The following is a 22,928-nucleotide window of genomic DNA, read 5'->3' as shown; positions in this document are numbered from 1 at the left end:
CAAGGAAGCTTTTACATTAAATTCCAAAGTCCGTGTTTTTATTTCTTGATATCCACGATTTTATATTGAATAACACCTGCTGGAACGGTTACATCTACAACAGTTCCTTTTTTCTTACCGAGAATAGCTTTGCCAACCGGGCTTTCATTGGAGATCTTGTTTTGGAGCGGGTCGGATTCGGCAGAACCTACGATAGCATACTCTGTAATATCCCCGAATTCCAAGTCTTCAACGGTTACAGTTGCCCCTACTCCCACAACATCGGTGTCAATTTCATCGCTATTGATAATACGGGCATTACGTAGCATCTTCTCTAAAGTAATTACACGGCCTTCAATAAAGGCCTGCTCATTCTTCGCATCCTCGTATTCGGAGTTTTCACTAATATCTCCGTATCCGATGGCTACCTTAATCCGTTCAGCCACTTCGCGGCGTTTGACAGACTTTAAGTTCTCAAGCTCATCTTCGAGCTTTCTAAGGCCTTCCTGTGTCAGAATGACTTCTTTATCGCTCATCTCAACCGATTCTCCTGTCATGGGAAAAGTTTAAAAGTGCATCGGAATGCACGCTTTCAAAACATAATATGCCACTCTGAGGGAATGAGAACATTTCCTGCTGTTGTCTTGAGAGCTGCATACAATTTGTAGTATACATCAAGATTTTATACTGAACGATTATAGGGCAAGCAATTGGAAAAGTCAATCGCATGCACAAGCCGGAACTGCTTCCTTATTGCGCAACAGTAACAGGAGAAGCAGCGCTTGTAGAAGACCCTTCGTTTTCCACCATGTGCAATTGAGATACAAATTGATTCAAAATACGTACCATATCGTCGCGCTTTGTTTCTTCCATAATTACATCCTTAATACGTGCAGAACCTTTAATCCCCTTGAGGTACCAAGCCAGATGCTTGCGCATTTCACGAACAGCTACTGCTTCGCCTTTCAGCGCCACCAGACGGTCCATATGCAGAATGGCAATACGGATTTTTTCTTCCGGTGATGGATCGGGCAACAGCTTACCCGTCTGCAAATACTCAATCGTACGGTACAGCATCCATGGATTCCCCAGAGCGCCGCGTCCAATCATAACGCCATCACAATTGGTCAAATCCAACATTCGGCGGGCATCTTCCGGAGTTAACACATCACCATTTCCAATGACAGGAATGGATACTGCTTCTTTAACTTCTTTTATAATATCCCAATTCGCATGCCCCGTATACAATTGCTCACGTGTACGGCCATGTACGCTGACGGCCTGACCTCCGGCACGTTCAACAGCACGAGCGTTCTCTACTGCGTAAATATGCTCGCTATCCCAACCGATACGCATTTTCACGGTAACCGGCTTGCTCACCGATTCCACTACTGCGGATACCATCTCATAAATCTTGTTTGGATCGAGCAGCCAACGAGCACCTGCATCACATTTGGTCACTTTGGGAACCGGGCAGCCCATATTGATGTCAATAATATCTGCATTCGTCTCCTGGTCTACGACTTTCGCTGCTTCCACCAAAGATTTGCGGTCGCCCCCGAAAATTTGCAAGCTAAGCGGCTTCTCGCGCTCATCTACAAACAGCATCTCGCGTGTACGCTTGTTGCCGTGAATGATGGCCTTATCACTAACCATTTCTGCACATACCAAGCCTGTACCGAATTCCTTGGCGATCAAGCGAAAAGCAGGGTTGCACACGCCTGCCATTGGTGCCAGGACGACTTGGTTTTTCATTTCAATGTCGCCGATTTTCAGCATATCCGTTCCCTCCTTTACTCCTTCTTTATATATCGTATACTTATCTTCATTCCGTCAATTCCCGGACTTCAATCTCTAGCGTTTGGGCAATGATGTTTAGCATGTCTGGGTCTACTGCACGGTTACCTCGCTCTACAGCACCTAATACAGTCAAAGATATGCCCGTTCGGTCTGCCAACTCCTGCTGGGTGAACCCTTTTAGCTTCCGAAAGGCGCGGAGTCGTTGCGCCAGCTGCAAGTTTTCCAAAGCTGTATGCCGTCCTTTCCATCCACAGAATTCAATGCAGTATGCACGATACTGTACAGACCGGACGAATCTTGGTTCGGAACAATGTCAGCCAAGGGAACCAGCACAAAAGCACGCTCCAACATACGAGGGTGAGGAAGCTCCAAATCCGTCGTAGCCAGTTGTTCCGCTTCCATCCACAACAAGTCCAGATCAATGGTTCGTGGACCGTTAGGAATATGTCTTACCCTTCCCAGACGACTCTCCACGTCCAGCATATAAAACAAAAGCTCCTCTGGAGCAAGTGTTGTCGATACGGCTACCGTCATATTCAAAAAAGAAGGCTGATCCAGATATCCAACAGGCTCTGTTTCATACAGACTGGAGCAGCGCAGCACTCGTATCGCCGGATGTTCGTCCAGTGCGGTAATGGCTTCATACAGGGTATGCTCACGCTCCCCCAAATTAGCCCCTAAAGCAATATAAGCCTCTGATGCCTCAGAGGTCGAATGTGCATTCATGTATCGTTCCTACTTTCTTGCGCGATAAAGCTCAACCGTCACACCCTGAAAATGAATATCAAACGGCGGATGCGGCTTCGTCACTTTGACAGTCAGTGCATTGACACTAGTATAAGTGTCCAGTAGGGAAGATGCAATACGTTCGCCTAAAGCTTCAATCAATTGGTAAGATTCCTTTTCTACGATATCTTTCACGGTATAATGCACCTCAGCATAATTAACCGTTTTGTCCAAAGCGTCCTGCTCCCCTGCTTCACGCAGATCAAGCTCCAGTTCCAAGTCAATATAGTAACGCTGTCCCAGCTTACGTTCCTCGGGAAAAACGCCGTGATATCCGTAATACTCCATGCGATGCAATTTCATTTTATCCATCTTAGGTAAGTCCCCCTGTTTTTTTGATTTTATCTATATAAGTTCCACATAAAAGTTTCATATCGCTCGCCTCCAAAGCTTTTCAAGGAAAAGCTACATCGTAAGCATATACTTAACGGGATTCTTACAGATATATAATTTATCAATTCAAAAGAATCCCATTGCAACAGCGATCGTAGAATCAAAGGATCGTGAAGCGGGCTTTACCCACCATAACTCAGTGGATTTTTAGACCCGTACACCATCGCATCACACATACGTACAGTGCGCTTGATTTGTGCCACATCGTGTACACGCACAATCTGACACCCTTGGGCAATCCCAAAGGCCACGGTAGCCGCAGTTCCCTCCACTACATCATCCACTGGCAAATCCAGTGCTGTACGGATAAATTTTTTGCGCGACGTAGCCAACAACAGCGGAAATCCCAGCTGACTTAATGTATCAAGAGAAGTCATGGCATGAATATTTTCATCATAGTCTTTGGCAAAACCGATGCCTGGGTCTAAAATGATCTGCTCCTTACGGACCCCTGCTTTCAGTGCTAATTGGATACTTTCTTGTAAATCGGACAGCATATCAGAAACCAAATCGGTATAGTTACGGTCGTGACGATTATGCATCAAAATGACCGGACAATCGAATTCAGCTGCTACTCGTGCCATATCGGGGTCTGCCTTAAACCCCCACACATCATTAATGATGTGTGCGCCTGCTTCAAGCGCCTGTCTGGCTACTTCGGCTTTGTAAGTATCCACAGATAATGGGATGTGCGGTGCAATACGATGGATTGCCTGGACGACCGGAATGACCCTAGCCAGTTCCTCTTCCACACCTACTGGTTCATGACCCGGACGGGTAGATTCCCCACCAATATCAATGATATTCGCTCCATCCTCCACTAGCTTCAATGCATGTAAAACAGCAATCTCTGGATTATAATGTAATCCTCCATCAGAAAAAGAATCCGGGGTCACATTAAGTATGCCCATAATATGGGTGGAATGCCCGAGTGTAAGCTTGGCATCCCCCATTTGATAGCTGCGTTCATAAAGAGTTGGTATATTCACTTCATCCCTGCTTTCTGCCTATAATCATGCAACAGCAAAGCTGTTATGGACTCGGTCTGCGCCAAGGGCACCGATAAATGACTTGTTACGCCTCCCGGCTCCAACAATAAATCCACGGGTCGTATTTCTTGTATAGAGTTGGTCATAAAAATTTCATCAACCTGTTTCAGCTCATCCCAGTGGTATAACCCTTGCTCACATGGAATGCCTCGCAGGTCCGCCAACTCCAAAATGAACTCACGTGTAATGCCTGGCAGAATTCCTGTAGACAAGTCAGGGGTATACAGCGTATTATTCCGCACAAAAAACAGATTGCTAACTATTCCCTCTGCCAGAAAACCGTTGGCCGTAAGCATTATTCCTTCAGCCTTATAATGGACAGCCTCGGCATACTGCTGAAGTTCCCGCTTCGCAAGAATATTATTCATATAATGGAGCGATTTTAATCGAACCTCCCCCTCCGGAGTATTTCTGGGGGTTCGTAGCAACTGAAGCGCCGAAGGCGCTGAGGACTGCTCGGTTTGTGTATTTGTAGAGGGCAGCGGCTTGGCGAACAAAATATGGTTGGGCCGCGTGTAGTCACCAGATGGCAAGCCCAGTGCCTCTTCACCCGCCGATACGGTGTAGCGGATATAGGCTTCATCCAGCCCATTTGCCACCATCAGATGCTGGATGTGTTTCGTAAGCTGCTCCTTATCCGGTTGAAAAGGAATGCCGAGCATTCGGCAGCCTTCCTCCAGTCGACGTAGATGCCGATCCAGCAGGAAGGGAACCCCGTTATAGGTGCGGAATGTCTCAAACAAGCCCATTCCGTATAAAAAGCCGTGATCACTTACGTGAATCACGGCTTTTGCGGCTTCCGTGAGGACGCCATTGACTCCGATATATCTCATAAATCAGACGCCTACCTTGCGTTTTAGGAAATTGCGCAACAGTTGATGCCCGTAGTCCGTAATAATGGATTCGGGATGGAACTGGACTCCTTCTACGGCAAATTCTTTATGCCGCAAACCCATAATTTCACCCTCTGCGGTTTCAGCGGTAATCTCTAGACATTCAGGCAGGCTCTCGCGCTCTACAAGCAATGAATGATACCGGGTGGCTGTAAATGGAGAAGGCAGGCCTTCAAATACTGAGGTATTGTGATGGAGAATCGGTGACGTTTTGCCGTGCATGAGACGATCAGCCCGGATAACCTTACCGCCAAAAGCCTGTCCGATGGCCTGGTGACCGAGACACACGCCAAAAATCGGAATCCGGCCTTTAAAATGGCTGATTACATCCAGCGATATTCCCGCTTCATTCGGCGTGCATGGACCCGGCGAGATCAAAATGTGATCTGGTGCCAGCTCTTCTATGCCTTTCACATCAATCTCATCATTCCGTTTTACGGTTACTTCTTCGCCAAGTTCACCCAGATATTGAACAAGATTGTACGTAAATGAATCATAATTATCAATCACCAAAATCATTAGACTCACCCTCCTGTGATACCGCTCCTGCTCAAAGCGGCTTCTTCTTCCCCACATTGTACCGCCTTCATGACAGCTCTGGCCTTGTTCCGACACTCCCGATATTCTCTGTACGGGTCTGAATCAATGACGATACCCGCACCTGTCTGTAAATAGGCAGTATTGCCCTGAACAGCTAATGTTCTTATTATAATATTTAATTCCATATTACCATTATAGTCAATCCATCCAAGGGACCCCGTATAAGGACCCCGACGGACGGGCTCTAACTCTTCAATAATTTCCATCGTACGCACCTTAGGAGCTCCGGTAATGGTTCCACCCGGGAAGGTAGCAGCAATTACGTCTATAGCTGTACGACCCGTGGCTAACTTCCCCTCAACCTGAGAAACCAGATGCATAACGTGCGAATAATATTCGACAGTCAACAATTCAGGAACATGCACCGATCCGTATTCAGCAATCCGTCCGATATCGTTACGCTCCAGATCGACGAGCATAATATGCTCGGCTCGTTCTTTTTCACTTGATAGAAGCTCTGCGGCCATAGCGGCATCTTCATCCGGTGTTAGTCCCCTTCTTCTCGTACCTGCAATAGGTCGGGCACTCACACGTCCATCCTCCAGCTTCACCAGCAATTCCGGTGAGCCACTGACAATCCGCAAATCTGGCATGCGCAGCATCCCCATATAAGGGGAAGGATTCAGCAGACGAAGCCATTCATATATATTCTCAGGAAGGGCTGCAAGCGTACGTTTCTGACGAATCGACAAGTTCACCTGAAATACATCCCCTTGAGCAATGTATTCCTGCACACGTTTCACAGCATGTTCAAAATCTTGTTGACTGAATGCCGTTTTCCAGCCCTCAGATTCCTGATGAACAGCCTCTAATCCTTTTTCGGACAGCCGAGCACAACGAAGAGGGTAAGCTGGATCAGTCTCTCCCGCATGTATAATGTTCTTCCACTGAGTCACCATGCGTTCTGTACGTTGGACCGCTTCCGTATAATGCTTGCCAAGTATCGATGCGGTCTCATTCAACATAACCTCATTTGCCAAATCAGTCTGACTACTGAATTCACCGAAGCGGACAGGGTTAGGCATATGAACAGCACAGTATAGGCATGATGTTTCATGATCATAAATCCATAGCTCATTCACCCGCATCCACACATAATCAGGTATATCGGTATCGTCTGCAGCTTGAGTTGGCAAACGCTCTAACGAGCGAGCTACATCGTAGCCCAGGTAGCCTGCAAATCCCCCAGAGAAAAAAGGCATGCCAGGTACACGTGGCGCACGGTAAGGGGCGATCCAATCGTTCATGACTGTCAAAGGTTGTCCATGTATAGCACCATGCTCCCCGCTTTGCAAATCAGTCCAAACTGCTTGTTCTCCCTTGCCTTCCAATATAGCAACCGGATTCAAGGCTAGATACGTATATCTTCCACCTTTAGCGCTCTCCAGCAAGAAGGCATATGGCGACGAATCCTCCCAAGCCCTCCGCCACGATGAAGGTAAACCGCCTACGGGCAAAGGGTACTCAACAATATAGGGAAGTACATTCCAGCCTTCCTTCTGCCAGGTTTGCCACTGCGCCTCCGTCACTCTAGCTGTCCATTTCATCTGTGTGTGCTACCCCTTCCCTTACTATGCCAAAAGTCTGCATTTTCTCCCTACAAAGAAACCCTCATCCCCCCCGGTTACAGGGAAATGAGGGTTTCCTTACGTATAGTATACACAATTACGACATAATTACAGCTCGAAATTGTATAGTGGTGTACTCAGGTAACGTTCGCCATTACTTGGAATAATGACAACAATCCGCTTACCCTTGCCCAATTGCTTAGCAAGCTTCAAGGCTGCATGAACAGCCGCGCCAGAAGAAATACCGGACAAAATGCCCTCTTCCTTGGCCACTCTACGCGCTACCTCGAAAGCTTCATCGTTTTCTACATGAAAAATTTCATCATAGATATCGCGATTTAGAATTTCAGGAATAAAGTTTGCACCCAGCCCTTGAATTTTGTGAGGTCCTGGCTTGCCGCCTGCTAGCAATGGGGAAGAAGCGGGCTCTACAGCCACGATTTTAATATCAGGGAATTCTTTTTTAAGCACTTCTCCAGCACCGGAAATGGTTCCACCAGTCCCTATACCTGCTATAAAAGCATCCAGCGTGCCACCAATGGAGCGAATCGCTTCTACGATCTCAGGACCCGTCGTTTCACGGTGAATTTTGATATTGGCTTTGTTCTTGAACTGCTCGGCAGCGAAATAATCCGGGTTTTCGCTCAATAGCTCTTCCATTTTTTTAACAGATCCGTTCATACCCTCTGAGCCAGGTGTTAACACAAGTTCGGCTCCATAAGCACGCAACAAATTACGACGCTCTATACTCATCGTTTCTGGCATAACAATTACTGCTTTATATCCCTTCGCAGCAGCAACCATAGCCAGGCCGATTCCTGTGTTACCGCTAGTTGCTTCAATAATGGTACCGCCCGGCTTAAGCAGACCTTCACGCTCAGCTTCTTCCACCATACTAATCGCAATACGGTCTTTTACACTGGAGCCCGGGTTCTGATATTCGAGTTTCAAATAAATTTCAGCGCTATCTTCCGGTACGATCCGGTTGAGGCGAACGAGGGGAGTCTCCCCGATGAGGTCGGTGATGTTATTAACAACTTTAGCCATGATAATTCCTCCCTGACTGTAGATGATATATTAAAAATTGCGAAAACATATTGTAGATGATTCTAGGTAAATCTATCTTAGTTTTATGCCGTTCATTTAATTTCCGATAAAAATAGTTGGTTTTATACGCTAATCATAACAATCTTCAATTCCAATGTCAATACAAGTAAATAAGCCAATAGGCTGTTCTCCCGCGTTATCGGCACCGTATCTTCATCAAAAGCAAGATCCTTTCACTATGCTAAAGAGAAGCAGAGGGTGCCTCTTTCCCAGATAAAATACGAGCTCCATATTTATCACGCAGACTCTTTTCGACCTCGTCCAAAGGAGCGGCTTGTGCAAGCGCAAGAGAGCGACGGATTTGCTGGCGAATTTGCTGCTTATCGGGAGAATTCTTTAGTCTGACATCCTGTACATAAATGACCGCATAGCCATCATTAACAGAGATGGGACCTGCAACATCCCCGGAGCTTAGTTCTCTCGCCGCCTTCATGACTGCCTCTGGTTGAAATGGATCATATTCATCCAACCATCCCAACTGTCCGCTGTGATCCTCGCCAAGAGGGTTACCTGAGACTGAATGCTCCCGAAGCAGCATGTCGAAGCTTTCTCCTTGCTTGACCCGATCGAGCAACGTCTCTGCTTCCTCTGCTTTAGCCACATAAATAGCTGCCAGTTTGATCTGCTTACCAACGGCAAACTCTTCGGGGTGCTGTTCCCAATACTCGTCAATCTCCGTTTCCTCAACATGAATACCTTGGGTGGCTATTTTCTCCAAGCCAATCCGGTACTCCGCTTCATTCCGCAAGTCAACCGGATTTAAGCCAAACTGTCGCTGCATTTCCTCAAAGTAGGCATGTTCTGAGTCGTACCCTTTACTATCCTGCTCCAGCACTTGCTGTAAATCCTCTTGGGTGATCTTAATACCGAGACGCTTGGCTTCAGCCTGCACGGCTTTACGATTCAACATTTGCAACAGCGTATTCGTTCCATATCGCTTTTTCAGTTCCGCTACCCACTGTTCTTCCGATATGCCTTCCTGACCCATCTCCGCCACAGTATGATCGCCGTCATCCTTGCTTACATCACCCGGCTTTAACAGCCCCCGAAGCATGATAAGACCACCCAAGGCGGCGACGCTAACGGTCAGAATAATGACAGCTGTCCATAATCCCTTTTCCCGTGTAGTCATCGCTTGCACCGCCTATCCGGTTAGGCCTTGGCTTGATCTAACAGATTTTGCAATTCATCCTTATTAAACTGATAAGCCTCATTACAAAAGTGACACACGACCTCAGCCTGTCCTTCTTCCTCAATTAATTGCTTTAATTCACTTTCTCCCAGACTGATCAATGTTTTTTCCACGCGCTCGCGTGAGCACTCACATTGAAAATGGATATCCATTTCATCCAGAACTCGAACGTCCGGCAGCATCCAACGCAGCATTTCATCAAGCTCCAGCCCTTGATCCAGCAGAGCGGTAACGGGTGGAATTGAGCCAACTGCATTTTCGATAGCAGTAATCTCATCATCATTCAGACCTGGAAGCAACTGAATAATAAATCCGCCGGCCACAATAACGGAGTTATCCGTATCTACCAGCACACCCAAACCCACCGCTGACGGAGTCTGTTCGGATTTGGCAAAATAATAGGTAAAGTCCTCACCGAGCTCACCGGAAATAATCGGGATACTACCGCGGTACGGTTCTTTTAACCCCAAATCCTTGATAATATGAATGAATCCCTCTGTACCTACGGCACCCGCTACATCCAGTTTGCCCATACTATTGCTCGGCAAATGCACGTGCGGTTCAGTAACATAACCCCTCACTTCTCCTACAGCATTGGCATCAACGACAATTTGCCCAATCGGTCCATCGCCTTTGACTTGAATGGTCAATCGTTCTTTGCCTTTTAGCATAGAACCCATAATTGCACCCGCTGTGAGGGTTCGTCCCAAAGCAGCGGTTGCTGTAGGATAAGTATCATGTCTTCTCCGCAACTCCTCTACCAATTGAGTTGTCCGAACTGCAAAAGCTCTGACCCTTCCATCCATGGCTGTGCCGCGAATAAGTCGATCCTGTTTATTTTCCATATTGATATCCTCCCCTATTATCCAAGGCAGCCATGCTGCTTATTTTCGTTAGTATTTCCTCATCCTTGAAACATCATTTCCCACTATATAAACAACCTGCCTTAACAGATCACCGAATTGTTCAAAAACGTAACATATTTCAGTATAGACGAAAAACGCCGCTAATCCAAACCGATAAGATCATCGGCTTGACTCAGCGGCAGCTTATATCCACTTTTTATTCGGCGTTACGTTGGTAAATGATGCGTAATCCTTCGAGCGTCAACATCGGCAACACTTTCTGAATGCTCTCTGTCTCTGATGCGATTAGCTCTGCAAGACCTCCGGTAGCAATAACCGTGGGTTCTGCCTGCATTTCTTCCTTAATGCGCCTCACAATGCCATCCACTTGCCCAGCGTAACCGAAAATAATCCCGGCTTGCATGGCATGGACCGTATTCCGACCAATAACCTTTTTGGGTTTCTCCAACTCGATACGAGGGAGCTTGGAAGCCCGTTGATACAGTGCCTCTGTCGAAATGCCGATACCCGGCACAATGACTCCACCCAGATAGTTTCCCTTATCGTCAATACAATCAAACGTCGTCGCCGTTCCAAAATCCACCACAACGAGAGGCCCGCCGAACCGTTCTACAGCCGCAACAGCGTTCACGATCCGATCCGCACCTACTTCACGCGGATTCTCGTAACGCAGGTTAAGACCGGTCTTGATTCCCGGTCCGACGATTAACGGCGTTTTGCCTATATATTTATCGCACATTTCCTCTAATACACGGACCAACGGCGGAACGACAGAGGAAATAATAACTCCCTGAATGTCATCCTTTAATACGCCGCCCATACTAAAAAGATTATGTATGAGTACGCCGTATTCATCCGCTGTTGCCTGTCTGGAGGTGCTGATCCGGTAGTGGTGCAACAGCTCGCGCCCTTCATACATTCCTAGAACAATATTGGTATTACCTACATCCACTACAAGAATCAATCGGTGTCACCTATCTTTCTTAGCGTTAAGGTCAAGGCTGATATCCAGGTTATGAAAAGAGTATGTCAGCCTGCCTACAGAAATCACATCTACGCCGCTCTCAGCCATCTCACGCACTGTATCCAACGATACATTGCCTGAGGCTTCTGTTTTGACGTGTGGGGCCTGTTCACGAATGAAGCGAACGGCTTCCTTCATATCTGGGACGGACATGTTATCCAGCATAATAATATCCGCCCCAGCCTCCAGAGCTTCCCGGACTTGCGTCATGTTTTCCGTCTCTACTTCGATCGTCATTGTATGCGGTATATGCGCGCGCGCTCGGCTGACCGCCTGTGCAATCCCACCCGCGCCCTTAATATGATTATCCTTAATCATAACCGCATCGTACAGACCAAAGCGATGATTCGAGCCGCCACCTACACGCACAGCATACTTCTCTAACAGTCGATGTCCTGGCGTTGTTTTACGTGTGTCCACCAAGCGCGTGGAAAGTCCATGCAGTTGATCTATAAAAGTCCGCGTCCGCGTTGCAATACCGGACATCCGCTGAAGTAAATTTAATGCCAATCGCTCCCCGGTCAAAATCGCATGAGTACTCCCATTCACTTCTGCCAAAACGCTCCCCTTTTCAATCCATTGGCCATCGGTCACCAACGGAGTGAACGACAAGGAAGGGTCCACTACTCGAAATACAAGTTCAGCCACAGGTAAACCCGCAATCACGCCGCTCTCTTTGGCATGAATGACAGCCTTGGATTGGTGACCCGGCTCAATCGTCCAACGTGTGGTCACATCGCCAGAACCTGTATCTTCTCGCAGCCAGCTGCGAATTTGTGCCGTCAGTTCTTCCTGATATCCGCTAAACTCTCCATAAAGCTCGCTGTTAGATGTCATGAACGCTCTCCTCCGTTATGCCTTGCTCACGTCGCTGCTGGACATGCTTTCGCCACATGCGATCATCTGTCTCAGGGAAGTCCTCACGATAGTGTGCCCCCCGGCTCTCCTCACGCAGTAGCGCACCATCTGCTACTAATAAAGCACAGGTGAGCAAATTGGCGAATTCGATCTCTTCCCGGCTGGTGATCACAGCCTGAAAAACAGACACTAGCCCGTGCAGCTCTTCTAAAGCTGCTTGCAGCCCTTCACTATGCCGACGAACTCCAGCATAATGAACCATCGTTTCTTGCAGCTTATGTCGCTGTCCCACGACGGATGAAGCCTGGAACTCTGCACGGTTATCACTGTAAGATATCAAAGTATGGCCGACCAGCGGTGGCAATGAATGCAGCCGCTCGATAATCCTGCTGGCGAACACAATAGCTTCAGATAACGAATTGCTCGCCAGACGATTAGCACCGTGAACACCTGTGGAAGAAGTCTCTCCACAAGCGAACAAACGCCTAACGGAGCTTTCCCCGTATAGATTAGTCTGGATACCACCCATCATATAATGGGCAGCAGGAGCAATGGGAATCCAGCCTGTCGTCATATCCAAACCATATGACAGACATGTCCGATAAATCGTCGGAAAACGTTGCTTTACCCGCTCAGGCGGCTCGTGTGTAATATCCAGGTATACAAACGTAGACTGAGTGCGTTCCATCTCATGGATGATCGCACGAGCTACGATATCTCTGGGTGCAAGCTCCTGTCGGGAATCGTACTTATCCATGAAGCGTTCTCCATGAATGTTGCGTAACACGGCCCCTTCTCCCCGTACGGCTTCGGAAATTAGAAACCTTGGAGCGCCCGGATGGCACAACGCCGTAGGATGAAACTGTACGAATTCCATATCCCGTACAACTGCCCCCGCACGATAAGCCATAGCAATACCGTCCCCAGTTGCGATATCCGGGTTAGTCGTGTAACGGTATAATTGCCCGCTACCTCCTGAGCACAAAATGGTTGCATTGGCAGTGATATACGACCTTTCTCCATCTGGCATTTGAACGAGGGCCCCAATACACTCACCATGCTCAGTCAGCAGGTCAATGACCATGCACTCTTCCCACACCTGAATACCGGGATGGGCGACAACCTGCTGTGACAAGGCACGCACGATTTCATAACCGGTGGCATCTCCATTTGCATGCAAAATGCGACGATGACTATGCGCCCCCTCTCGGGTTAGCGCTAGTTCACCATCCACACGGTCAAAGGCTGTCCCCAATCGTATTAACTCTTTAATACCGTCTGGTCCTTCATGAACAAGCGTTCTGACCGCCTCGGGTTCACACATACCTGCACCAGCAATCAGAGTGTCTTGCATATGATAAGCCGGTGTATCCTCGTCCGATGTGACAGCAGCAATGCCACCTTGAGCATAACGTGTGTTGCTTTCCATTAAAGTTTTCTTGGTAATCAGCAACACTTTCCGATTCTCCGCAGCCTTAATCGCTGTATATAAGCCCGCAATACCGGAGCCGATGATTAAGACGTCGGCTTCGTATTGGGTCAATTCCGCTACATCAAAATCAACTAGATATCTTGGAATCATGCCTTTCACCTGATTTCACAGAAGAATAGCGCACACCATAGATCGTACAGTATGCGCTCACGGATATGTTCAAAATGATAGTAAGTCGATTGCAGCGGCTGTTGGCCTTTTAAGCTAGGAAGGCGACAGCCGTTTATTTAACAATAAATGTACACAACGTTCCTGTGTCTGTCAAATCACGTCAGCAATAATCTTCCACATTTAAAAAAGCTTCGGGAAACCAATAGGATCTGGTTCCCCGAAGCTTACATATATGCTTATTCAACTATCCATCAGATGATCAGGTTGTTGTCGGTGGAGTACCGCCGGAATTGCCTGAATTGTTATCATCCTCTGGTTTTTGCAGATTAGGGATATCGTTCGGTTGATCTGTTGTATTCTTAGGCTCGTCATCCTTACCTTGAATACGTACACGAACATCACCGATGTTGTCGATCACAGGCTCACCGTTTTCCGGTGTTCCTTCTCCCTCATTCGTATTGCCGTTCAAAGAACCTGTCTCGATCAAACGTTTGATTTGTTCAAGCTCCAGAGTTTCTTCTTCCAACAAGGTTTGAGCGATCAAATGAACCTCTTTCGAATACTTCGTCAAGAGTTCTCTAGCACGCTCATAGGAGTCAGTGATGAAGCGATTCATCTCCTGGTCAATCTCATAAGCAATCTGATCACTGTAGTTTTGCTCATGACCGATATCACGTCCAAGGAATACTTGACCTTGGGAAGTTCCGAACTGCATCGGGCCGAGCTTCTCACTCATACCGTATTCCACGATCATGCTACGCGCAATGCCTGTCGCTTGCTGGAAGTCACTATAAGCCCCTGTTCCGATCTCACCAATAAACAGCTCCTCGGAAACACGTCCACCCAACAATCCAGTGATTTTGTCCAGCAATTCCTGCTTGGTTGTCAGCATGCGGTCTTCCTTCGGAAGCATGATGACATATCCGCCTGCACGTCCACGTGGAATAATGGTTACCTTGTGAACCATATCGGCATTCTCCAAGAAGTAACCGATAATCGTATGCCCTGCTTCATGATAAGCAACAATTCGTTTCTCGCGGTCACTGATTACGCGGCTGCGTTTTTCAGTACCTACGATCACGCGGTCGATAGCTTCATCTACTTCTCGCATCGAAATATCTCTACGGTTGCGACGAGCGGCCAGCAAGGCAGCTTCGTTCAACAAGTTTTCCAGATCAGCGCCCGTAAAGCCTGTTGTACGTTTCGCAATGACGTCCAATTTAACATCCTTCGTTAATGGTTTGTTGCGTGCATGTACATGCAATACTGCTTCGCGACCTTTAACATCTGGACGGTCAACCGTAATTTGACGGTCAAAACGTCCCGGACGAAGCAAGGCTGGATCAAGAATATCCGGACGGTTAGTAGCAGCAACGATGATAATGCCTTCGTTTGCCCCAAATCCATCCATCTCTACGAGCAATTGGTTGAGCGTTTGCTCACGTTCATCATGTCCGCCACCCAATCCGGCACCACGTTGACGTCCAACGGCATCAATTTCATCAATAAAAATGATACAAGGTGCGTTCTTCTTCGCATTCTCGAACAAGTCACGAACACGGGAAGCACCGACCCCGACGAACATTTCTACAAAATCAGAACCTGAGATACTGAAAAACGGCACTCCGGCCTCGCCTGCAACAGCTCTCGCCAAGAGTGTTTTACCCGTACCTGGAGGGCCCACTAACAGAACACCTTTTGGAATACGAGCGCCCACGGCTGCGAACTTACGTGGGTCCTTCAAGAATTCTACGACTTCGACAAGCTCCTGCTTCTCTTCGTCAGCCCCTGCTACGTCTTCGAAGGTAACTTTCTTCTTCTCTTCGTTATACAGACGGGCTTTGCTCTTGCCGAAGTTCATTACTTTGCCGCCACCGCCCTGTGCCTGATTAAACAGGAAGAAGAACAACAGGAACATGATCACCAAAGGAATGATAGAAGTCAAAAATGTCAGCCAAATGCTTTCGCCTTCCATTTTCTTCTGTACGTATTCAAACCCGTTCGTTTCGCTGGCATTCACCAGTTCACTTAGTGCTTGATCCGTTGGCGGAACGTATACGGAAAAATTGGTTGATTTAGCATTAGCCGGCTGCTTCTTATATGCACCGGTTACAAGATAGGCGTAACCGTCAAATTGGACCGTTACTTTAGAGATGTTATTAGCTTTAACCTCTTGCCGTAATTGGTCATATCTAGGGAGATCGGAGGCTTCGTTACTGTTGCTAACAAACTGAACGATACCCACCACAACTAAAAAAAGAATCAAATAAAAACCAGAATTCCGGATGAACCGATTCATCCCCTACCTCCTCTCGAGACACTTAAGTTATTTTACCATAGCCTGTAAGCCCTTCTCAACAAAGGACCCTATTTAGTCCTAGGACTGGAGGCTGAGATTAGCTGGTGTAGATTTCCGGCTTCAAAATCCCTATGTATGGGAGGTTCCGGTAGTGCTCGGCATAGTCCAGACCATAGCCGACAACAAACGCATCCGGAAGTGTAAATCCGGTGTAATCAGCTTCAAGGTTAACGGTCCGGCGTGCAGGCTTGTCGAACAAAGTTACGACACATACCGAATTGGCATTACGATTTTTAAGCAATTCAATCAAATGTGTCAGTGTCAGACCACTGTCGATAATATCTTCGACAATCAGAACATCGCGTCCTTCTACGGAAGCGTCCAAATCTTTGATGATTTTAACGACTCCTGATGATTTGGTGGATACTCCATAACTAGATACAGCCATGAAATCAAGTTCCAACGGCACTGTAATGGATTTAACCAAATCGGCCATAAAGATAAACGCACCCTTCAGCACGCAAATCACCAATGGATTTTTCCCTTCATATTTCACGCTAAGCTGTGCGCCTAATTCCTTGATTTTACTCTGGATTTCTTCTTCACTGATCAATACTTCCTGAATATCATTTTGCAACGGTGTAAACCTCCTAAGTTTATACTATGAAAGCCGTTCCTGCGCAATTACCGGTGCCCCGGACTCTCTCGTCTTTGCCATGACATATATATAACCGAAGACGTGTGCTTTTGCACCGCAGCATGTACAGAACGTCGTACGCCCGGAATCCAGAGAACAACTCCAGAATGGTCGCAGACGATGGGAATAACGGAACGCATTGAAGGAGGTATTTTTTCATCAATAAAAATATCTTTAACCTTTTTTCTTCCGTTTAATCCCATTACATACATGGTATCTCCAGGTAATCGCGAGCGTACAGTCAACGGCAGAGTCAATTCATCTGCGTCGAACCATGCTTCTTCCTCATTCGCCGGATGTTGTCCATCCAAATAGGAAGCTCTTTGCCACCGGAGTATACCACCCGCTTCAGGCAACTCAAGCTCACCGGAAATAGGCAATACGCTCAGTCCATAGCTCCATTCACCCATAACGACTTGCGTACGGTCAAACAAAACCGCCTGGTCATATTCGCGGACTCCAACCGCACCGCCGCCCAAGTCCAAGCTCCATGTAGAAGTTGTCTCCTGGAGAAGTCTTAGTCGAACGGTCTCAATTTTACGAAAATCAAAATTTCCACTGTCCGAAGGCAGATAATTTAATATTAGTTTAATCAACCTCCGTTGTAAAGCAACGGATAGCTTACGGTATGATGCGATGGAAAACATGTACCTGCCATTATTGAAATGCACCATTTTCTCGTATACCGACAGTGTAGCTGCCTCCATAAAATCATTTTCGTCAGCCATCGTTTCGGCCAGCCGGTTCAGGGACGGTGTCAGTTGCTCATTATATTGCCCCAAAAAAGGAAGCACATCCATGCGGATGGCATTACGACGGTATTTGGTCGATAAATTAGTGCTGTCTGTCACATAGGAAAGACCATAAAAGTTACAATACTCAATCAAGTCAGCCTTGTACATACGAAGCAGCGGGCGAATGAGTTGCACATTTTTTTCGGTGCGTGCCAAACGCATACCCGCCAAACCCGCCGGTCCGCTACCGCGCAGCAAGTGCAAGAGGACTGTTTCCGCTTGATCATCGCCATGGTGAGCCATAGCAATATGCTGTGCCTCCCACTTCGTAGCCGTATCATGTAAAAAGCTGTACCGTAGCTCACGGGCCGCTTCCTGTGGACCCTTGCCGCTTTCCTTTATATAAGCGGGTGCATCAACCCGGATCATTTCAAATGGAAGCTTGAGCTTTCGGGCAATATTGCGTACCTCTTCAGCCTCCGCATCCGATTCCTCTGGCCTGAAGCCATGATGAACATGAGCGCAGACAAGTTGTAATGGCATATGTATAACGGATATTTCATGTAAAATGTGCAAAAGGGCCACCGAATCCGGTCCGCCGGATACAGCAACCACAATGCGGTCTCCGGGGCTCCACAGGGAATGTTCTCGCGCCAAAGCGAGCACTTCCTGTACAACACCGGTCGGTTTTGTTGTTCCCATTCACGACCCTCTTTTCTCCCGACCGTAAAAATGATGATCCTATGTTATCTTATGTAAGTCATGCTGCTACCTTAACGCAATCCAGAGCGCTCCAGCAAGCAGCAAAAGCGATACCGTGAAAGCATATCCCAACCAGCGTGGATTTCCTCTTTTGACAGATGATTGCCTGACATGCGCGGAAGCCAGACGCGACCAAGCTCGGGCCGCTGCACGAGTATCGGAATATTCGCCACGTACTGCACCCAGCAGCCATTCGGCGTAGGGGCGTAATACACGACTGCGACGAATAATGACTGTCAATTCTGCCGTATTACGTAGCTGCGGCAGCCTACTCGCAGCCGCCTTTAACGATTCGCTCTCCAATATATGAACCGTTAAAAGAGCAAAGGCAAACAGATCATACTGGGGATCAGCATTTCGGCTACCAGCATTCCAAAATCCCCTATCGTACCATTCTGTAAATTGTTTAACACTCCGACCTGCAAGGGACACGCCACCATAATCAATCAACTCAGCCTCTCCATAGGCATTGACCAATATATTTTGAGGCTTCAGGTCGCCAAACACCCATCCTGCCTGATGGAGATCGGCCAGACGATTCAGTATGCCAGTCCCAGCCACACCATACCATTCAGACCCTTTGGCTGCCACAAATTTATGAAGCGGATCTCCTTTAACGTATCGCATAACATAAAAGGGGATCTCCCCATTGCGTAACACTACATCATCCACTTCAAACAAGAAGGAAGGATTCCCATTCCGCTGGAGGGCAGCCTGAGTCCCTTGAGACTGTAATGTGGTCAGCACATTAATCTCCGATTGCAGATCAAGCGTGTTCTTTCCCATTTTGAGAGCAAATTGCCGATCGGCCTGTGCTTCTTTTACCAAATATACAGTTCCGTTCGCTCCCCGGCCCAGCAAGCGCTGGATGACATAGCTACTCCGCTTCCACTTGCCCTTGATGACCGTTCCGGGTGCAAGAACGGGATCAGACGACGTAGTCACCGAGCATCCCTTCTCCTTTGCCATAGGATTCTTCCAGATCTTTCTGTTCCCCTAGTGTAACATATCGGTAATAATCAATCACTTGTAAAATGGCTGGTCCTGTCGGTGTCGCTCCTTTCATCCGCAAGCGTCCGAATATCGATTTGATCTGGTCTAGCTCAGAGGTCCACCCGATATCCATGACTGCGTCTTCTCCCATTCGTCCACCCGGAAAATGAAATACAGATATACGGCTGAGTCCGCTTCTGGACTGTAAACTGAGCAGCAAATCGCGGATACTATCCTCTACAGCAGGCAGCTTAGGCTTCATGCTTGCACTTGCATCAATGAGTAAAGCAATTTCCAGAGGGCTTGTTTCTGTCAGTTCATCCATTACCTCAACTACCTGGGCTCGTTTGGCCGGAGGCAGTTCACCGATATGCCGGGCGCCGCCCTCACCCAAAATGTGCGTTAACTCTCTATTAACCGCCTGCTGAATCGTTTGAACCACTGTTTTGCGCGTCATCATTTGCATGGTTTGTGCCAACTGCTTCGTACCGACGATTTGGCTAAACCCTCCCCCTGCTTTAGCAATTTCCTGAATCTCTGCGCTCCCAAGCTCGCCGATGGTTCCATAATCTATGACTCCGGCGACATTCACTGTAATTCCCTCACGTAAAGCTTGGGCAGCCGCCATCACTGGGCTAACCCCTACGTTAGAGCATCCATCTGTAATGATCAAAATTTGCTTCATCGCTTTTTGACCTCCGCTTCCTCTTAATCTATTCCGATAGATTCTATCTTTGCCTAATCCGGAACGATTCAAACGAAGGATGCGGATTTTTAAAAATGAATAAGCAATTTCCCGGGCAATGTCAGTCTAGCTCACCGTCCGCGGACGTTCCAACCACCTCATGCCAGGTACATGAAGGGTGGCCCACTCTGGGCGAAAGTGATCAATTTTACTAACAACTACAGTCATATCATCATAGATTTGATTTTGTTGGTATCGAATAACCCGTTCTAGCAAACAATCGGCCAGTTCCTGTGGATCCTCACTTTCAATTTCCTGAATCATGCGTTTCATCCATATTTCTTTATTGACTGCATAACCCGGTGAATCGTATATACCGTCTGTTATCATAATGAGAATATCTCCTGGCTGGAGTTGCAGTGACACCAAATCAACCTCGATATCCTGTATAATGCCAATCGGTAAATTGCTTGCAGATACGGGAATGACCTCCTCCCCTCTTTTAATAAAGCTCGGTGTAGATCCAATCTTCATAAAGGTTGTCCGGGCCGTATACTGATCAATCAGCGCCATATCCACCGTAGCATACATTTCCTCAGGTGATCGGAGCATCAGGACAGAGTTAACCGACTTGATCGCTAATTTTTCGTCCATACCTGATTGCAGTAGTTCTTCCAAAATGTTAAGTGCTGCACTGCTCTCTTGCTGCGCACGCTCTCCGTTCCCCATACCGTCACTTAAAGAGACTGCGAAAGTCCCATTCCCTAACTCCATCATGCTATAACTGTCTCCTGAGAAGAAATCGCCTCCTTTGGCCGCACTAGCTACTCCTGTAGCAATCTCATACGTTTTAGCAGAGCCGAACATGACTGTAGCCAAGCCTTGGCGGCGATCTGCCGCCGTTTCGCGCATGACAGCTATATGCTCGTCCAGTATGTCCGACAGCAGTGGAGCAATGATTTTCCGACATTCATCAAATCCCCTTGTATAGGCATGGACAATCTCTATTTCAACCTGACCTGCATCCAGGCTAATAATCTCAATGGATTGGATGGACAAGCCGAGTCGATCAAGAGCCTCTCGGATTTGCTCTTCCTGCCGATGCATGGTCTGCCCTTCTCGCTGAATTTCCCGCGCTAAATCCTCCATAATTTGCGATACACCGGATAGCTGGTCAGCAACAAGCTGACGACTATCGTATACTTGGCGCTTCCACTGCATATTATGTTGGTAGAGACTATACTGCTGCTTCATTACCTGCAGGACAGCGCCCGTCTTGGCACATGCCTTGCTCCATTGTGGCGGCATCTGCTCCGGCTCCAAATCAGGATTATCCTCAATGGCGCTCATCATTTCCGTCATATACTGATGGGTTTGCATAAACTTGCCGTCCCAGCACTGCTCGCACTTAAAGCAAGAGGCACAGGTTCCTTCCGCCACCGCATTCATAAAGTGTTCCATTTCTCCGTCCGGTTTTGCTCCCTCACTCGCAGATATCTGATGGAAGCTGCGCGATAGCTGGCTGAATACACGGGAAAATTTCGTCACCCGCTCGGCAGTGAGATCACGAACTCTTTTGGCATATTCATGCTGGGACTTGGCGTGATCCTGCGTACCAGGGACATAGGTAGAAACCGCTTTAAAGAAACTTTTTGGAGTCATTAAAAATAATAGAATTGCCGCGCAGCTCTCCCAGGTTGATGTCAACACGTCCCCAGTCCCATCCAAATAGATCGTCAAAATGGAGGAGCCCAACAGCATGCCAAGAGCCACTGCACCTTTTCTCCCTTCACGCAGCATTCCTGCCAGCAAACCTGCAAAAGCAAGTAGACTCATCTGCACAATTGCGGACATATTGGCCAGGCTTAAAATTAAACCGGTAATCACACCGACCGAGGCACCCAACGAAGCACCTCCCACCAAAGCAAACACCAAGACCAAATATCGTGAAAGCACATGATCGACAGACAGTGAATGAACGGTCCATCCTACTGCTCCCGTCATCACAGAGGCTAATAGAATAATCAGACACAAAATTTCTTCGTTCTTCAATTGGCTTGCCTTCTTGCGGTACGTAAACAGCGGTATGGCCTGTGTGAACACCAATGTAAGCATAAAACTGAGCACCGCATCCGTTCCCACAATGACAAGCTCATACCATGTAAAAGCCGGAGCCATCACGGCGTTAAATAAATTGACCATAAACACAGACAAGAAGACCATAAGCGGGGCATAGGATAATTCCAGACGATCGAAGGTACGTAGCCCGCGATACAGGAGATAAAATACGATTAGCTCACCACCAATCATGAACAACGATGGGTAAGGAGCTAACAGGCTGCCTAGCACAACGGATACAGCTACAGGCAGCATTAGATCACGCCGAAGGAACGTAATGACCGCAAAATAAGCGAGGGCAAAAGGAGAAAGCTCGTCCAAAATAGTGGCGCGTCCCAGTAGAACTCCCATAGCTGACAATAGCAGCATCCATCTTTGCGCGGTTACCCATTGCACCATTTTATGTGAATCGAGCCGTTTCTTGAGTCTGGAAGGCCAACCTTCCGTACGCTCTTTGGATTTGGACTTTCTAGATTTTAACCCCGGAAAATGTACCACGTTCCATTTCTCCATCATGCGTCAGGCACCCCATTCATCAATTTGATGTTCTCATCTTAAACCGGAACGATTGAGAAAGTTTGTCAGAACCTCACGTCTTATTCCAAGAAATTTCCGACAAAAAAACGTGCCGCGCGAAAGGACAGAGCATCCCCCTGTACATCAAGCTGCGCCCGTATGGAAGCAGATGGAAGTTGTATCACTCCACGCCTTGCACGGCCTCTGTATGTCGTCCACCCTGATGCCCAGACTAGCGATTTGCACAGAAGATAGACGGAAAACCGTTGGAGTTTGTCGGACGATTATGTCCACACGACAAAAAAAACATCCAACATTTCAGTACGATGCTTCTTCTCTTCTTCATGAAACTACTAATCTTAAAAATGTGCCTGTACACCTCCGCCCAAATGTATTGCCCGCAGCC

At 47.5% G+C, this 22,928-nt stretch carries 21 protein-coding genes; all 21 read right to left on the bottom strand.

Features of this window, described 5'->3' with window-relative positions; genetic code table 11:
• Positions 1-38: 38 nt before the first annotated feature.
• A complete protein-coding gene (gene greA, locus MMB75_RS23315) occupies positions 39-515 on the bottom strand; it encodes a transcription elongation factor GreA (protein ID WP_013308160.1) in 477 nt (158 codons plus the stop codon).
• A 214-nt stretch (positions 516-729) separates the two neighbouring features.
• Positions 730-1,758, bottom strand: coding sequence for a tRNA dihydrouridine synthase DusB (dusB, locus tag MMB75_RS23310; protein WP_019685747.1), 1,029 nt, complete (start codon positions 1,756-1,758; stop codon positions 730-732).
• Between the two features lie 46 nt (positions 1,759-1,804).
• The gene (locus MMB75_RS23305) at positions 1,805-2,005 is read right to left on the bottom strand and encodes a helix-turn-helix domain-containing protein (protein WP_080561116.1); all 201 of its coding nucleotides are present in this window, start codon (positions 2,003-2,005) and stop codon (positions 1,805-1,807) included.
• Positions 1,957-2,505 carry a 2-amino-4-hydroxy-6-hydroxymethyldihydropteridine diphosphokinase gene (gene folK / locus MMB75_RS23300; protein WP_017427046.1) on the bottom strand — a complete coding sequence of 183 codons (549 nt, stop codon included), beginning with the start codon at positions 2,503-2,505 and terminating at the stop codon, positions 1,957-1,959. The genes MMB75_RS23305 and folK overlap by 49 nt, the downstream gene beginning before the upstream one ends.
• Before the next feature lie 9 nt (positions 2,506-2,514).
• Entirely contained in the window at positions 2,515-2,877 is a 363-nt protein-coding gene (folB, locus tag MMB75_RS23295) for a dihydroneopterin aldolase (protein ID WP_013368705.1), read from the bottom strand.
• A gap of 203 nt (positions 2,878-3,080) precedes the next feature.
• Positions 3,081-3,947 carry a dihydropteroate synthase gene (gene folP, locus MMB75_RS23290; protein WP_045245228.1) on the bottom strand — a complete coding sequence of 289 codons (867 nt, stop codon included), beginning with the start codon at positions 3,945-3,947 and terminating at the stop codon, positions 3,081-3,083.
• Positions 3,944-4,840, bottom strand: coding sequence for an aminotransferase class IV (locus MMB75_RS23285; RefSeq protein WP_045245227.1), 897 nt, complete (start codon positions 4,838-4,840; stop codon positions 3,944-3,946). Before MMB75_RS23285 ends, folP begins: the two co-directional genes overlap by 4 nt.
• A 3-nt stretch (positions 4,841-4,843) precedes the next feature.
• The gene (gene pabA, locus MMB75_RS23280; protein WP_016818899.1) at positions 4,844-5,419 is read right to left on the bottom strand and encodes an aminodeoxychorismate/anthranilate synthase component II; all 576 of its coding nucleotides are present in this window, start codon (positions 5,417-5,419) and stop codon (positions 4,844-4,846) included.
• A 5-nt stretch (positions 5,420-5,424) separates the two neighbouring features.
• Positions 5,425-7,047 carry an anthranilate synthase component I family protein gene (locus MMB75_RS23275; protein WP_277511157.1) on the bottom strand — a complete coding sequence of 541 codons (1,623 nt, stop codon included), beginning with the start codon at positions 7,045-7,047 and terminating at the stop codon, positions 5,425-5,427.
• Between the two features lie 129 nt (positions 7,048-7,176).
• On the bottom strand, positions 7,177-8,115 hold the full coding sequence (cysK, locus tag MMB75_RS23270; protein ID WP_016818901.1) for a cysteine synthase A: 939 nt from the start codon (positions 8,113-8,115) through the stop codon (positions 7,177-7,179).
• A gap of 241 nt (positions 8,116-8,356) precedes the next feature.
• A complete protein-coding gene (locus MMB75_RS23265) occupies positions 8,357-9,307 on the bottom strand; it encodes a peptidyl-prolyl cis-trans isomerase (protein ID WP_277511156.1) in 951 nt (316 codons plus the stop codon).
• Between the two features lie 20 nt (positions 9,308-9,327).
• The gene (gene hslO / locus MMB75_RS23260; RefSeq protein WP_025674491.1) at positions 9,328-10,212 is read right to left on the bottom strand and encodes an Hsp33 family molecular chaperone HslO; all 885 of its coding nucleotides are present in this window, start codon (positions 10,210-10,212) and stop codon (positions 9,328-9,330) included.
• Between the two features lie 217 nt (positions 10,213-10,429).
• A complete protein-coding gene (locus tag MMB75_RS23255; protein ID WP_013308148.1) occupies positions 10,430-11,197 on the bottom strand; it encodes a type III pantothenate kinase in 768 nt (255 codons plus the stop codon).
• A gap of 6 nt (positions 11,198-11,203) precedes the next feature.
• Positions 11,204-12,094, bottom strand: coding sequence for a carboxylating nicotinate-nucleotide diphosphorylase (gene nadC / locus MMB75_RS23250; RefSeq protein WP_016818905.1), 891 nt, complete (start codon positions 12,092-12,094; stop codon positions 11,204-11,206).
• On the bottom strand, positions 12,084-13,697 hold the full coding sequence (gene nadB / locus MMB75_RS23245) for an L-aspartate oxidase (RefSeq protein ID WP_045245226.1): 1,614 nt from the start codon (positions 13,695-13,697) through the stop codon (positions 12,084-12,086). Before nadB ends, nadC begins: the two co-directional genes overlap by 11 nt.
• Positions 13,698-13,977: 280 nt before the next feature.
• The gene (ftsH, locus tag MMB75_RS23240) at positions 13,978-16,017 is read right to left on the bottom strand and encodes an ATP-dependent zinc metalloprotease FtsH (RefSeq protein WP_017427052.1); all 2,040 of its coding nucleotides are present in this window, start codon (positions 16,015-16,017) and stop codon (positions 13,978-13,980) included.
• A 97-nt stretch (positions 16,018-16,114) separates the two neighbouring features.
• A complete protein-coding gene (hpt, locus tag MMB75_RS23235) occupies positions 16,115-16,654 on the bottom strand; it encodes a hypoxanthine phosphoribosyltransferase (protein ID WP_013368693.1) in 540 nt (179 codons plus the stop codon).
• Between the two features lie 47 nt (positions 16,655-16,701).
• Positions 16,702-18,150, bottom strand: a complete 1,449-nt coding sequence (gene tilS / locus MMB75_RS23230) for a tRNA lysidine(34) synthetase TilS (protein ID WP_222821989.1) — start codon at positions 18,148-18,150, stop codon at positions 16,702-16,704.
• 66 nt (positions 18,151-18,216) lie between these two features.
• Positions 18,217-19,155 carry a protein kinase domain-containing protein gene (locus MMB75_RS23225; RefSeq protein WP_016818909.1) on the bottom strand — a complete coding sequence of 313 codons (939 nt, stop codon included), beginning with the start codon at positions 19,153-19,155 and terminating at the stop codon, positions 18,217-18,219.
• Positions 19,139-19,888 (bottom strand): vWA domain-containing protein, encoded by a 750-nt coding sequence (locus MMB75_RS23220; RefSeq protein ID WP_016818910.1) that lies wholly within the window; start codon positions 19,886-19,888, stop codon positions 19,139-19,141. The genes MMB75_RS23225 and MMB75_RS23220 overlap by 17 nt, the downstream gene beginning before the upstream one ends.
• A 126-nt stretch (positions 19,889-20,014) precedes the next feature.
• Complete coding sequence (gene spoIIE / locus MMB75_RS23215) at positions 20,015-22,522, bottom strand: stage II sporulation protein E (protein ID WP_019685739.1); 2,508 nt, start codon at positions 22,520-22,522, stop codon at positions 20,015-20,017.
• Positions 22,523-22,928 lie beyond the last annotated feature (406 nt).

The organism is Paenibacillus sp. P2(2022) (assembly GCF_029522175.1).
Lineage (GTDB): Bacteria > Bacillota > Bacilli > Paenibacillales > Paenibacillaceae > Paenibacillus > Paenibacillus polymyxa.
This window is presented reverse-complemented; position numbering and strand designations above follow the sequence as displayed.

Bases quoted from the DNA above. Each gene is read 5' to 3' on its own strand.
- greA (WP_013308160.1), bottom strand. From the start codon at position 515: ATGAGCGATAAAGAAGTCATTCTGACACAGGAAGGCCTTAGAAAGCTC.
- dusB (WP_019685747.1), bottom strand. From the start codon at position 1,758: ATGCTGAAAATCGGCGACATTGAAATGAAAAACCAAGTCGTCCTGGCA.
- folK (WP_017427046.1), bottom strand. From the start codon at position 2,505: ATGAATGCACATTCGACCTCTGAGGCATCAGAGGCTTATATTGCTTTA.
- folB (WP_013368705.1), bottom strand. From the start codon at position 2,877: ATGGATAAAATGAAATTGCATCGCATGGAGTATTACGGATATCACGGC.
- MMB75_RS23285 (WP_045245227.1), bottom strand. From the start codon at position 4,840: ATGAGATATATCGGAGTCAATGGCGTCCTCACGGAAGCCGCAAAAGCC.
- pabA (WP_016818899.1), bottom strand. From the start codon at position 5,419: ATGATTTTGGTGATTGATAATTATGATTCATTTACGTACAATCTTGTT.
- MMB75_RS23275 (WP_277511157.1), bottom strand. From the start codon at position 7,047: ATGAAATGGACAGCTAGAGTGACGGAGGCGCAGTGGCAAACCTGGCAG.
- cysK (WP_016818901.1), bottom strand. From the start codon at position 8,115: ATGGCTAAAGTTGTTAATAACATCACCGACCTCATCGGGGAGACTCCC.
- MMB75_RS23265 (WP_277511156.1), bottom strand. From the start codon at position 9,307: ATGACTACACGGGAAAAGGGATTATGGACAGCTGTCATTATTCTGACC.
- hslO (WP_025674491.1), bottom strand. From the start codon at position 10,212: ATGGAAAATAAACAGGATCGACTTATTCGCGGCACAGCCATGGATGGA.
- nadC (WP_016818905.1), bottom strand. From the start codon at position 12,094: ATGACATCTAACAGCGAGCTTTATGGAGAGTTTAGCGGATATCAGGAA.
- nadB (WP_045245226.1), bottom strand. From the start codon at position 13,697: ATGATTCCAAGATATCTAGTTGATTTTGATGTAGCGGAATTGACCCAA.
- ftsH (WP_017427052.1), bottom strand. From the start codon at position 16,017: ATGAATCGGTTCATCCGGAATTCTGGTTTTTATTTGATTCTTTTTTTA.
- tilS (WP_222821989.1), bottom strand. From the start codon at position 18,150: ATGGGAACAACAAAACCGACCGGTGTTGTACAGGAAGTGCTCGCTTTG.
- MMB75_RS23220 (WP_016818910.1), bottom strand. From the start codon at position 19,888: ATGAAGCAAATTTTGATCATTACAGATGGATGCTCTAACGTAGGGGTT.
- spoIIE (WP_019685739.1), bottom strand. From the start codon at position 22,522: ATGATGGAGAAATGGAACGTGGTACATTTTCCGGGGTTAAAATCTAGA.